This is a genomic window from Paenibacillus sp. PvR133 (assembly GCF_017833155.1).
GTDB lineage: Bacteria > Bacillota > Bacilli > Paenibacillales > Paenibacillaceae > Paenibacillus > Paenibacillus polymyxa_B.
In genome coordinates, this window is record NZ_JAFIBS010000001.1 from 2345935 (window position 1) to 2360102 (window position 14168).

At 49.1% G+C, this 14168-nt stretch carries 9 protein-coding genes; all 9 read left to right on the forward strand.

Annotated features, from left to right (window positions below):
* The first annotated feature begins 30 nt into the window (after positions 1 to 30).
* Positions 31 to 2949, forward strand: coding sequence for an S-layer homology domain-containing protein (locus JOE49_RS10455; protein ID WP_209941036.1), 2919 nt, complete (start codon positions 31 to 33; stop codon positions 2947 to 2949).
* A 63-nt stretch (positions 2950 to 3012) separates the two neighbouring features.
* A complete protein-coding gene (locus JOE49_RS10460; protein WP_209941037.1) occupies positions 3013 to 7065 on the forward strand; it encodes an S-layer homology domain-containing protein in 4053 nt (1350 codons plus the stop codon).
* A gap of 136 nt (positions 7066 to 7201) precedes the next feature.
* Positions 7202 to 7690, forward strand: coding sequence for an RTX toxin (locus JOE49_RS10465; RefSeq protein ID WP_069081283.1), 489 nt, complete (start codon positions 7202 to 7204; stop codon positions 7688 to 7690).
* 282 nt (positions 7691 to 7972) lie between these two features.
* On the forward strand, positions 7973 to 8974 hold the full coding sequence (locus tag JOE49_RS10470) for an ABC transporter substrate-binding protein (RefSeq protein ID WP_209941038.1): 1002 nt from the start codon (positions 7973 to 7975) through the stop codon (positions 8972 to 8974).
* Positions 8975 to 9066: 92 nt separating this feature from the next.
* Positions 9067 to 10080 carry a FecCD family ABC transporter permease gene (locus JOE49_RS10475; RefSeq protein WP_069081281.1) on the forward strand — a complete coding sequence of 338 codons (1014 nt, stop codon included), beginning with the start codon at positions 9067 to 9069 and terminating at the stop codon, positions 10078 to 10080.
* Complete coding sequence (locus tag JOE49_RS10480) at positions 10077 to 11120, forward strand: FecCD family ABC transporter permease (protein ID WP_023987174.1); 1044 nt, start codon at positions 10077 to 10079, stop codon at positions 11118 to 11120. The genes JOE49_RS10475 and JOE49_RS10480 overlap by 4 nt, the downstream gene beginning before the upstream one ends.
* Positions 11121 to 11133: 13 nt before the next feature.
* Positions 11134 to 11955, forward strand: coding sequence for an ABC transporter ATP-binding protein (locus JOE49_RS10485; protein WP_023987175.1), 822 nt, complete (start codon positions 11134 to 11136; stop codon positions 11953 to 11955).
* Entirely contained in the window at positions 11924 to 12706 is a 783-nt protein-coding gene (locus tag JOE49_RS10490) for an IucA/IucC family C-terminal-domain containing protein (protein ID WP_053324715.1), read from the forward strand. Before JOE49_RS10485 ends, JOE49_RS10490 begins: the two co-directional genes overlap by 32 nt.
* 332 nt (positions 12707 to 13038) lie before the next feature.
* A complete protein-coding gene (locus tag JOE49_RS10495; protein ID WP_209941039.1) occupies positions 13039 to 14028 on the forward strand; it encodes an ATP-grasp domain-containing protein in 990 nt (329 codons plus the stop codon).
* Positions 14029 to 14168: the final 140 nt, after the last annotated feature.

A 14168-nucleotide genomic window follows, 5' to 3' on the forward strand; every position in this document is an offset into this window, starting at 1 on the left:
AAGAATGAACCGTTCACGGGGGAGAGTCTGATGAATCAAGAAACGAATAAAGAATGGCAAAAAGTGCTGATGGTGACGTTGCTGGCAGGTATGGCATGGGGGCCCCAGCTTGTTCATGCGGAAACGAAAGGGGAGACGTCAGCGATTGTGACTAAAGCCAGTACAGTATCTTTTACAGATCAGTCCACTATGTCATCCCAGGCATTACAGGCGGTACAGGAGGCTGTGAAGCAAGGACTGATCACGGGTTATCCAGATGGTTCTTTCCGTCCAGATCAACCGTTAACGCGTAAGGAAATGGCAGCTTTGCTGGCTAATGCACTTAAGCTTGACGCAACGGAGAAAGCAGTAACTTTTAAGGATACGCAGGGGAGTTGGGCAGCTTCTTATATAGAAGCTGTACGTGCGGCAGGTCTAATGACCGGAGATGAATCAGGTGCTTTCCGCCCGGATGCTGCAGTGAGTCGTGAGGAATTGGCAGCCATTCTGGTGAGAGCGATTGGAGGAACCCATGTTCAAGGCGGAGATGTTCAGGACATTTCTGATGGGGATCAGGTGAGCGCATGGGCCAAAAGCAACGTAGAGGCAGCTCTCAAACTGGGATTAATGGATACGCCGGATAATCGGTTTGACTCTAAAGTACAGGTAAAACGTCAGGATATCGCATCCTTTTTGGTGAATGTATTCCAATCGGGTGAACGGACGGGAATCCTATCTCGTATCGACGGGGATATCGCCTATATGGATGGAAAGCCCTATTTGATCGGACAGCAATTGAAGCAACTGTTTGGAGCAGACAATGTGCCGGCGCTTCAAGGGGCTACCCTGACCTATCAGGCATCGAACCGAAACGTAGCTGATCTGTCAGCACTTCAAATTGTGCAAAGTGGTACAGCCCAACAACCGGTGACTTTGTATAGCAAAGGGACAGAATTTAAAGGCAAGTTAGCTATTGCAGCAGATTATGTGCGTATTCAAGGTGATACGTTACCTCAGGTAACCCTGATGCGGGGTGCCAAAAATGTAGAGATTCATGCAGACGTAAACGAAATGATCGTGGATACGCATGAGCCTATTCAGATTCAGGGAAGTGGTATATGGCAGCAGCTTAAACTGAATTTTGCCGATACACAGGTACGTCTCGCCAATGGGATACAGACTGTACAGACCCGTCTTGCGGAGCGGGGAACAGAGACTCAAATTATACGTGATACCACGTTGGGTGCATCTTCGGATACATCCTCAACAAGCACTAAAAAAAGTTCATCTGGTGGTGGCGGTGGCAGTTCTACAACGAATCCAACGCCAACATCTAATCATGTACCTGTCTCAGCTATCGTTCCTGCCGATCAATATGCCATTTTGGGTTCTGGAGATACGCTAGTGGATTTGAAAAATGTGTTTTACGATGCCGATCAGGATGAACTGTCGTACCATGCGGTCACTTCGGATGTATACATAGCAGAAGCAGAAGTGGCAAATCAACAGCTTACACTAAAACCTAAATCAGTAGGAAGCACACAGGTATTTGTTACGGCAGAGGATGGAAAAGGCGGTAAAGCGAGCGTGTTTTTCAGCTATACAGTGACCAGTTCTACTTATGAGGAGGACATTAATCACAGTCCTGTCGCGAGCAACAGCCTAAATGACATTCCTTTGCTCTTAAATGAAGGTGGCAAGCAGATTAGCCTGTCTGACTTGTTTAACGATGAGGATGGCGATGCACTGACCTACACGGTGGAATCGGCTTCGCGAGAAGTGGCCACAGGAGAAGTAACAGGCGATCAGCTTATGCTTACGCCGCTTCAAGCCGGCATTAGTCTAATGACGATAACAGCCCATGACGGCAAGGGAGGTACAGCCTCGCTTCAGTTTGCTGCTATGGTGAATGCGCCTTTGCCTGATCCGCAGCCTGAGAATCACATACCTGTGGCTTTACCTCATTTACCTATCGTAGTTGCTAATGTGTTGCAGGACAAGCTGATGCTGTATCCGGGCTCGTTATTTATGGATCAGGATGGCGACACCTTGACGTATACCATAACTTCCTCCAACCCCCTAGTAGGCAGTGTGGCGGAGAATGGAGAAGATTCATTTGTAACACTGCATAATGCTGGTATTACGATGATTGGAATTACGGCGAATGATGGCCGTGGGGGCGTTTCTTTCACTTCATTTATGCTGCAAGTTGAAGCTCCTCAACCAGTAAATCATCGTCCGGTAGTGACCCGTGTGCCTGAACCTCAATATTTGGACCCGGGAGATGGTCAGCAAATATTGCAGCTGAATGATATGTTCTCTGATGAGGATGGAGACACGCTGACCTATACTGTGGTGTCTTCTGATCCATTGGTGGCAGGGGGGCAGGTAGAAGGGAATGCACTTTTCATACAACCTTTGCGTAATGGTCTGACGTTCCTTACGATTACAGCAAATGATAATCGGGGTGAAACGACATCTTTTACGATTCCAGTGATTGTTGAGAAAAGAGACTTGTTCATTTCCGAAGTCGTGTGGCAAGGCGAACCGGATTATCTGGACCAGGCGATTGAATTGTATAACCCTACAAACAGACCGTTGGAGAAAAATAGAATATGGATTGAGCGATCCGACCAACCAGACCCGATTATTATAAATGCCAATGACGGAGATGTAATTATGCCTGGGCAAACATTTGTTATTGCGGATGATCTGAGTTCATTCGTATCGGAGGAGTGGTATTTTACCTTCCTGCAGTTACAAAATAACAATTCGGAACCTGTTACGCTTAAGCTGTATTACAACAACACGCTTATAGATATCGCAGTTATTGGTCAAGGGCAGGCTTTGGGACGGAATAGCGGTACGGTCATTGGTAATCCAGACCATTATCAATCTGGTGAATGGAATGTGGAAGGGACGAACTACCCTGTTAATTTAGGAGACTTTATCGGTCGTCCTCGGCCGTAAAACATACGTATCCTAAGATTTTGAATACATGATTACATTTATCGGTGGGGAGAGAATTGCACCATGAAAAATAAGAAGTTAACCGCTCAGCTGGCAGCTGCTTTGCTGCTGCTGACCCCCTCGTTTCCTGCCGGAGCAGAGCAAGCTACCGTGATAGATACGGCTTCCGTATCCAAGGGGTCCACACGGAACAATACTGCCACCTGGACGGATGTACAGAAGCTTACAGCACAGCAATTGGAACAACTACAAAAAGCCCGTGAACTCGGGATTATCCAAGGCGATCCCGCCGGAACGCTCAGACCTGAGCAGAAGCTCACACGTCAGGAGCTAGCCGTGCTGCTAGTCAAAGCGTTGCAGCTTCCGACGGGCAACTTGGACGGCGCTGCCTCCTTCACGGACGTGCCCGCCGATAGCTGGGGGCGCCCGGCTATAGAGGCAGCCCGTAAGGCCGGGCTGATGCAGGGCGACGCCAACGGACACTTCCGTCCGAATGACCTGATCAGCGCCCAAGAACTGGTCGCGCTGTTGGTCAGGTCCGCTGGGACGGGTACGTCTGCGGGCACGCCCGCCAGCACAACCGACTCGCCGTCGGCGCAGACGCTGCCGACGGCGTGGAAGGACGCCAGCCCGTGGGCGACCCCGATGATTCGGGCGGCGCTGAATGACGGGCTGATGAGTGAATTTGGCGGAAATCTGCACGCCAAAGACTCGGTAAGCCGCGTAGATGCGGCCAGCCTGCTCGTATCTGCTTTGTTTCCACAGGAGCGTGCTTCGCAGCTCCAGGAAATGGACGGCAAGCAGATACGGATCAATGGCATCGCTTATGACGTTGCAGAGCCGCTGCGCGGCATTTTTCACGCGGATAATCAGGCCGCGCTGCGCAACGCAGGCATTCGTTTCCATGCCATAGGCCGGACGGTGGATAAGGTCACTTGGCTGGAGCTTCGCAGCAGCGGGAGTTCGGCTCGTGACGGCGAAGCGGAGTTCAGCGGCAACGTTGTGCTGGACGGACACGGCTCTACGTTAAACGGAGATTTGGTGATTGCCGGGGATTTTACATCGGTGCTGCATTTGAAAGTGGAACAGCAGTTAACGGTGGATGCCCGGGTGCAGCAGGATTTTTATGCACAGGATGTACAGGTACAGGGACAGACCCATATTAACGGCGGAGATAACAATACAGTTGTATTTGATAGCTCAACGTTGACACAAATGGATGTCACAAAACCGGACGTTCACGTTGTACTCAGTGGTACCGCAAGCGCGACAGTCATGAACGTGCAATCCAACGCAAGCATTGAGGTTAGCGTCGATGCATCCTTGCCGCAGCTGAATGTTAATGAAGGGGCGAACAAAGTCAATCTTCAGGGAACGGTTCAGACCGTTCAGGTAAATGGCAGCCAGTCCGTCGAAATGACAGGTAATAGCACGATCCAGCAGCTGACCGTCACAGGGACGGGTGCCTTGGAATTGAAAAATACAGGTAGTATTGAAAATATTCAAGTCAGCAACCCGGCAGCAAGGGTGAATGTGAGTGGAAATGTACAGGTATCTGCGGTCACACTGGGTACAGGAGTAGCTTCCAACGCTGTTACGGGTCTAGCTGTGGCAAGTGTAACAGGTACGTCCTCATCTTCTGGAAGCTCATCCGGTTCATCTAGCAGCGCTAACCGTTCACCGGAAGTCGTGAATGCTTCTGTAGAGCGTGTAATTACAGAAAGCGCTGGTGAACAATTGTATGATTTACGCCAATTCTTTACCGATCCTGATGGGGATATCTTGACCTTCTCGGCAGCTTCTCTTCAATCCGGCATCGTACGGGCGTCCGTATCGGGCAATACATTAAAGCTTACGCCGGTCAGTGTCGGAAAAGCATCCATCAGTGTATCGGCTAATGATGGACGGGGAAAAAGGGTGTCGTCTACCTTCAAAATTATCGTGAATGGCAATCCTGTATCTGCAGATATACCAGATCAGGCGCTTACTGTGGGACAGTCCGACTCGGTACTGCATTTGAACGACTATGTTCAGGACCCGGAAAATGCTAGCTTAACGTATCAGGTTACTGTTGATAATCCTGCTGTAGCGTCGGTGGTGCTTACAGGAGATGAATTGCGTTTGAGTCCGCTTCGCGCGGGCAGTACGATCGTTCATGTCACTGCCAATGACGGACAGCAAGGAGAAGATGGCAGCACAGGACAAAAGCAGATTGAATTCAAGCTAATGGTTCAGGGCACTCCTAACCATGCGCCGCATGGACAAGCTCCTCAGCCATTAACCGTCACTTTGGGCCAGCCTAATACAACGCTGGATCTTTCAACGATATTTACGGATGTAGATGGTGACCCGCTGGTGTTCACAGCGACCAGTTCGGATGCTTCTATCGTGCAGACTGCCATAACGAGCGATCAGCTATCTTTGCAGTCGCTGCAAGCGGGGAGCGCAAGTATTACCCTGACGGCAGACGATAGCAAGGGTGGAACAGATACAGTTACCTTGATTGTAACGGTTTTGCCTATACCGAACAGTAGCCCGGTGGTTACCCGTGCACCAGACGCGGTACATCTGATTTTAGGCAAGGCTGACGGAACCGTGGATCTGTCCACTATCTTTGCCGACCCGGATCATGATCCGATTCGTTATGAAATCAGTTCGTCTGATCCAGCCGTGGCAGATGCTACAGTTCAAAATGATCAGCTTGTCATTCATGGGCTGACTAGCGGCAATACCGTGATTACCATCACGGCTAAAGACGATAGAGGCGGAGAGATTAGCACAGACCTACAGGTCCATCTATTGGAAAATGCGGTTATTACAGCGATCCCTGAGCAGTTGCTTCAATGGGGAGATGCTGCCTCAGAACTGGATCTCTCGCCGTTCCTGTTGAACTGGGATCTAGCATCCCTGTCAGTGACAGCAGACACGTATGATCCAGGAATTGCTACGGCCCATATGAATGGTCAGAAACTACAGCTAAACCCAGTGAGTGTAGGGACCACAAGTGTAACACTCAGTGTGTATGATCAGTACGGACGTGCAGAGGGAGCGACGTTCCCGGTTACCGTCAGCATGCCTCAGCTTAATCAAGCTCCTCAAGTCATAGCGGCTATAAACGAGCAGGTATTGACTCCCGGAGTTACACAGCAAAGGGATTATGATCTGCAACAACTGTTCTACGACGAGGATGGGGATGAGCTGCGATTTACAGTCAGCTCCAGTGATCCGACGTTGGTGAGTGCATCGCTTAATGGCAGCATTTTATCACTGGCTTCGGGTACAGGCAGCGGCCTTGCTGAAATTACTATTACGGCTGCGGATGATCGGGGTGGCTCAGTTCAATATACGTTGAATACACGCAACGCGGAGCTGGTTTCCGGCGGTATCACTCCGATTGGGGTTAAATATGGCTTGCCGCACAGAACCGTGGATCTGTCCAGTTATTTCCCAGGACAATCTAAATTCCTGGTATATAGAGGAACACCATCATCGACATTCCTCGGTCCTGTAGAACTCATGGGCACCTCCATCCCCCTTTCCCCCGAACCTTTACTGGTATGGGTAGTAGGAGCAGATGGAAGGGCTGCTGTGTTTCAGGTCCAACAGGAACCACAGCAAGCGCCTGCAGTATATTTCTCGCAATATGTGGATGGCGGGGATGGAAGAATTGTTTTGCAATTGCATTATAACGGGAATGGAGACCCTTCCCATCGGGCAGACGGTTACTCACTTGAGTTTCATCAATGGATGAAGAAAACAAACCAAATGAAAGTTACCACTTTACCGATTAATCCGCTTTATCCTGCCATGCCATATATAATCATCGACAGTATCTTTTATGATTTCATGGATATTACGAATGCTTGGTATTTCAATGATGAGGGCGATTTCTACAACCCGAGCGAATTTAATACCGTTGCATATGTTTTAAAATACCAAGGACAAGTGGTAGATGTATTAGGAAATCCAAATTCGCATGAGCAGTTTGCACCGCAAGGAGGAACGTTCGTCCGCAAGCCAGGAATATCCTACGGATCGTCTGCCTATAATCAGCCAGATGAGTGGAATGCGTTTCCGAAAGGGACCTATCAATATGTCGGCACTCATACACCATAAACGGTATGCTTTGCAGCACCAAGGAGACTCCTGTCCCCTCGAGAATTTTTTAAGAGTCCAGCTTAAGTAGGTCGTAGGAGTTGCTGGCAGAGCGGCTATATTTCAGGTTCATCAGGAACCACAGGAGGCATTTCTTTTGTTTTTTTCACAATATGTCGATGGTGGAGACGGTCGCATCGTGCTGCAATTGTTTTACAACCGAGAATGTGACTTCTCTCATAAAATCGAAGGATATGAGCTGGAGGTTCACCAATTCATGAAAAACAAGAACCGTATGAACGTATCCAGCATAGCGCTATATCCGGTTAATCCAGTAATCCCGTATCTGATCATAAACAGCATCTTTTACGATTTCATGGATGTCACGAATGTTGCCTATTTTAATCAAGAGGGTCATTTCTACAACCCAAGTGAATTTAATACGGTCGCATATGTACTGAAATATCATGAAACTGTGGTAGATGTGATTGGAGAGCCTCATTCGCAGAATCAATTGTTTCCTCAAGGTGGGACATTTGTTCGTAGACAAGGTATATCATGTGGCTCACCCGTTTTTAATCAGCAGGATGAGTGGATTGCATACCCGAAAGGTACTTATCAATATGTAGGCAGACATACACCTTAATTGGTATGTTTGTCTGCGATCGCTGTCTGTTGAAGACAGGTCATGAATTACTTATAAAGGTGTAACCCAACAACTATGGAGGGTTACACCTTTTTGTATACTGAGCATTTTGTATTCATCCAAGCCTTTACTGTACAAGGAGATTTTCAACATGAAACTAGAGGCACGGGGAGTTCTTCCACAGCAGTATCAATATGCTTGAACAATGTACTCAACTGAATTACAATACAATTGATAATGATTTTTAATATCAATTAGGATGAGAAGGGGGAGTTGAACTACATGTTTGGATTGACCAAAAAGCTACATATTTATATAGCACTTATTCTGATGATATCGGTGCTGGCTGGTTGTGCCTCGGGTGGAACTAGCGGGACAACTGACCCTTCAAGCAAGTCTGCAAGTGGTAATAAGAGCAATACAGTAGGCAGTGGTGCGGACGAGCAGACCAGAGTTATCAAACATGCCATGGGTGAAACGACAATTAAGGGAACTCCGAAGAGGATTGTAACCTTGTTTCAGGGTGCCAATGATGTTGTTGTTGCACTTGGTGTGAAGCCAACGGGTGTTGTGGAATCCTGGGTTCAGCAACCCGTATATAAATATTTGAAAGCGGATCTGGATGGCGTGACGCAGGTAGGTCAGGAATCACAGCCGAATCTGGAAGAGATCAACAAGTTGAAGCCGGATCTAATCATTGCCACCAAAACAAGACATGAGGATATCTATGATCAACTGTCCCAGATTGCTCCAACGGTAGTTACCGAGACGTTGTTTGACTGGAAAGAGACGGTAAAGACGACTGGTGAAGCGATGAATATGAAGGAACAGTCGGACAAGTTGCTTGCCGATTGGGATGCAAGGGTAGCGGATTTCAAAGGCAAAATGGGTGACCGTCTTCCCATTGAAGCGACTATTACGAATTTCAGAGCCGATCAGGTTCGCATTTTCTATATGGGATACGCCGGGAAAATTTTGAAAGAGCTTGGATTTACCAGACCGCCTGGACATGATGAAGACACCTGGGGTGTGGAGTTGACTTCGAAAGAGAACATCCCGGATATGAACGCAGATATGATCTTCAACTTCAATTCAGGTACGGAAACAGAAGCTATTGAGAAAAATTATAAGGATTGGACCAGCAGTCCGCTCTGGAAAAATCTCGATGCGGTAAAGAATAACCAGCTGGTACAGGTTGATGAAGTGGCCTGGAACATGGGAGGCGGATACACATCGGCCAACATGATGCTGGACGACCTATACAAGCAGTTCAATCTGAATTAATGGGAGCAAGACCTGCCATGCACCAGGACATCGTATACGAAGTGTATGGGCAGGCAGGTCTTTTTGCATTTCACGAATGAAAGAGTGAGAATATGTTTCCCCTTTTTACGAAGGCAAGTACGAAGATGTATGGACTATCCGGCTTATTCATTTTACTATTACTCGCCTGTGTAGCCAGCATGATACTGGGACGCACACACATAACATTTCAAATAGCAGTGGATGCACTACAACACTATGACGAAAGCTCAGTGGAGCATGTCGTACTTCTGACAGAACGTTTACCACGCACAATTATTGCCGCTGTTGTTGGTGCAAGTTTGGCGGTGGCGGGAGGACTCATGCAAGCGCTAACTCGTAATCCGCTCGCTTCACCAAGTGTGTTTGGGATCAATGCGGGCGCCATCTTTTTTATCGTTATTGCCATCGTTGTGCTGTCGGTGTCCTCGCTCAGTACGATGATGTGGTTTGGTTTTGCCGGGGCAACCATTGCAACAGTGATTGTGTACGCGCTTGGGTCCATCGGTCGTGATGGTCTGACTCCCATCAAGATTGTGCTGGCGGGTACCGCCATCTCTGCACTTTTTGCTTCGTTCACGCAGGCAATCCTGGTGCTGGATGGAACGGGATTACAGGACGTGTTGTTCTGGCTTGCAGGTTCAGTGAGCGGTCGGACACTCGACATGCTGTATCCTGTACTGCCATATATGACGGTTGCCACTGTAGTATCCCTGTTTATGGGCCGGGCGATCAATCTGCTCCTGACCGGTGATGATATCGCCAAAGGCATGGGACAGAACGTGCTACTGGTTAAGCTGCTTATGGGAGTCGTTACGGTATTGCTAGCCGGTGGTTCTGTTGCGGTGGCCGGTTCAATTGGTCTGGTAGGATTAGTTGTACCGCATATCATGCGGGCGTTTGTTGGCAACGACTACCGCTGGCTTGTTCCCTACTGCATTCTGGGCGGCGCCATTTTGTTATTGGCGGCGGATGTTGTTGCACGGCTGATCATCATGCCGCAGGAGGTTCCACTTGGCGTTATGACAGCACTCATTGGTGGTCCCTTCTTCGTCTATATTGCCCGCAAGGGGGGGACGAAGATATGAGGAAGATGATTACTTTTCGCAATAAAAAAGATACGTTATCCTTGCAAATGGAGCGCAAATCGCTGTTCATCATCGGAATCTGTATGGTTTTGGTATTGATTGCATCCATTCTAGGAACCAGTGTGGGTAATGATTTCATATCTCCGCTGAATGTGCTGCAGACGATTTTCGGTCTGGGCGCAGGCGATCATGACTTTGTCGTGTTGACGCTAAGGCTGCCGCGTGTGCTGTTATCGTTGCTTGTTGGTGCAGCACTGGGCATGTCCGGTGCCCTATTGCAGGGGATTATCCGTAATCCGCTCGCTTCACCAGATGTGATCGGGATAACGGGAGGAGCTGCCGTTGCCGCTGTAGGTTTTGTCACCCTGCTGGGTGGAACCATCAGTATCAAGCTGTTGCCGCTGTTTGCCATTATGGGAGCGATGATTACCACAATCATCATATATCTTCTTGCCTGGAAAAAAGGAGTAAGCCCGATTCGACTGGTGTTGATCGGAATCGGAGTGTCAGCCATTACGGGGGCCGGGACGACCTTCATGCTGATTCTTAGTCCATTCTATACGGCTGGTCAGGCGTATATCTGGCTGACGGGGAGTGTGTATGGCGCATCGTGGACCGATGTCAGAACGATCATCCCGGTGATTGTAATCGTGCTTCCGTTGGCGATCTGGTTTGCCCGTAGTCTGAACGCACAGGAATTCGGGGATGATCTAGCCACCGGGCTGGGGGTCACTGTACAGCGTCATCGTTCAGCACTGCTACTGTGCAGTGTACTGCTGGCCGGGGGTGCTGTAGCTGTCGCGGGGACGATTGGTTTTGTCGGTCTGATTGCGCCGCATATTGCCCGGAAGCTGGTAGGGCGTATGTTTGGCAGCATGCTCATCGTTTCGGGACTGGTCGGTGCCCTGCTTGTATTTGCTGCTGATCTGATTGCCCGTACGGTATTTCTGCCGCTCGATGTTCCGGCAGGGGTATTTACCGCCGGGGTAGGAGCACCGTTTTTCCTGTATCTGTTGTTCAAGAATCGAAATCAGTTTTGAGGAGGAGAATGCTGTGAGTATTCTGGAAGCCAAGGACCTTACGATCGCCTATGGCGCAGAGCCTATTATTGAGAATCTGAACCTGACTATTCCCAAGGGGAAAACTACTGTCCTGATTGGCAGCAACGGTTGCGGGAAGTCCACCTTGCTGCGAACGATGGCGCGACTGCTGAAGTCCAGTTCAGGCTCGGTGCTGCTGGATGGCGAGGAGATTGCGAAGTTGCCTACCAAGGAAATTTCAAGACGTATGTCCATTCTGCCGCAAGGCCCTTCTGCTCCAGAGGGACTGACAGTGAACCAACTAGTTCGGCAAGGACGGTACCCACACCAGACCTGGCTGAAACAGTGGTCCGGTGAGGACGAACGCATGGTCAGGCTCGCGCTGGAATCCACACATCTGACTGCTCTGGCTGATCGGCCCATGGACGCATTATCCGGCGGACAACGCCAGCGTGCCTGGATTGCGATGACACTCGCACAGGGAACAGAGACCTTGCTGCTGGATGAACCAACGACTTATCTGGATATGACCCATCAGATTGATATTCTGGATCTGCTGTTCGATTTGAATGAACGGGAGGGGCGCACCATAGTGATGGTTCTTCATGATCTGAATCTTGCGTGTCGCTATGCTCACCATATCGTGGCTGTCCACAACAAGTCCATCTACGCGGAAGGAAAACCGGAAGACATTGTTACGCAGGACATGGTCCGCGCGGTCTTCCAGATGGAGTGCGACATTGCGGTTGATCCGCTGTTTGGCACACCAATGTGCATTCCGCACGGGAAGGGAAGGAAGTTAAATGAAACCACACGCTACAGCCACTTGGCTTGATGATCAAGAGATGCAGGCCTTGGCTGCCGAATACCGTTTGACCTGGGAGCCTTCGACAGATCGTACATTTTCGATGCCATTTACGGACTTGCTGGACCCGTCCAAAAGCCTGAACTATTTGCAAGGGGTGAGTAGCATCTTTGAGACGGATTCTGAAACGGCTACTGTATCTCTCTTTGCTAAACGGTATGCTTACTTGATTTTGGCTTCGGGTCTCTATGCCATGTCACGCTTCAACAAAGGCCTAAATTATGAGATTGCCAACGGCACGATCGAATCCAGTTATCAGGGGGAGGCATGGCTCCCCAAGGCTCGTCTGACTAATTGGCAGACGACCTCACCGGAGGCGGATCAGCGTGGCGTATGGAGAGATCAGGTGATTGAACAGATGTTCGCCGGTAATCTGGCCAAGGTGTGGCAATCGCTGTCCAAGGCAACGCGGGTTTCACGTTCAGTCCTGTGGGAGAACACGGCCATTTACGTATACTGGCTCTATGAGAACAAGTTTGCTGAAGGAGCCACGCCTGAAGAAAAGCAGCGTGTCGAAGAGGACTTCCATTATCTAATTCGTGATGCACCTGCACATCTCTTTGGTGAATCCCGTAATCCGCTCAAGCAGTTTAACACGCCCAAGCGGGCAACAGCTGTCTCAGATACACCCATTCGTGTGCGCAAAACCTGTTGTTTCTATTATCTCGCTGCAGATGATCCAGAAGATTACTGCCCAACCTGCCCCAAATTAAAGCATTAATGCCGATGATCATCATCCACATCCCCAGCCTATACTTCATTGCATCTCAATACAGCGAATAGCACAGGCAAGCTTATGACATAACGAAATTCAGAGCTTGCCTTATTTGTTGTGCCCATTGTTCCATGAACACTCCTTCATTTGGGGATTCTCCCCCTGCAAAAACCATCTTATTTTTCCTAAAAAGCTTATTATTGACAAGGTGACTGAAATTGCCATAAAATAGATTTTGTTTGAAACTGATAATCATTATCAATATTATTTCCATCAAATCAATCCGATGAAAGCACAACCAGGAGCGAACGCCTTCATTCGGTCGGGGAGGATTTTCATTGTTTCCGAAAGGAATTCATAATCTGCAAAACCGACTCATCATAAGCAAAGCAAGAGAAATGGGAATGACCTGCGAGCCACTTCTCGCAGAATGTGAAGATTTTTTGGAATTATCCTATGGGGATAAGCGCAGAGTCATTAATAAAACCAGATCGCATCGTCTACCCTTGATCGCTGGACTGCTCGCCAAGAACAAGCAGGTTTGTAATATGCTACTGCATGAGCGGGGAATGCCTGTGCCGCCGTTTATCGTTATCGAGGCAATGGGTGACAAGGCAACGCAGTTTCTGAAACTGCATCGTTCCGTTGTAGTGAAGCCGCTGGACGCAAGCGGCAGTGCAGGTGTGACACTGGACGTTCGAACAAACGAGGAACTGGAAGCGGCTATTGCCCGGGCGGGTACCCATAGTAACAGCATCATGCTGCAGCAATTCGTAACGGGTGTGGATTACAGGGTACTGGTCATTAACGGGGAAGTGGCGGCAGTAAATGAGTATCGACCTGTCTATGTAGAAGGGGACGGCACCTCAACCATACGGGCGTTGATTCGAATGTTGAATCAGCAGCGAATCCAGCATACCAGTATAGGGAAGTTCGAGGCCTTTCCCAAGATTGATGAAGACGCAGAGCCTTTGCGAAAGGTTCTGCTTGGACAGGGAATCACGCTGGAGGAGGTACCTGCGGCAGGAAGAGAGATCGAGCTATATGATCTTCGCAATTCGGACGCCGGGAACATCAGTGAATTTTATATGGACTGTACGGAAGCGATTCTTCCTGACAATGCACAAATGGCAATTGAGGCCGCAGGAGTCCTCCGGATTGATGTGGCTGGCATTGATATCCGTTGTGAGGATATCCGCCAGCCGCTGACAAGAGATCAGGGAGGCATTCTGGAAGTCAACGCATTGCCGGACCTGACCCACCATGTCTTTCCTTTTGGGGGGACCACACGTGATGTTGTCCGGTTGTACCTGGAGTATCTTTTTTAGATGGAACATCATTTCGAAAAGTCGATTGCAGAATAAGGGCAAATCATTGCTTGTTCTGGCTGAAAGGCCCGCTTGCGTTTTGCGTTGTTCTTGCTCCTATGGTGTGATCGGTATATTCGAATGTACGTGCCTGCCCGCCG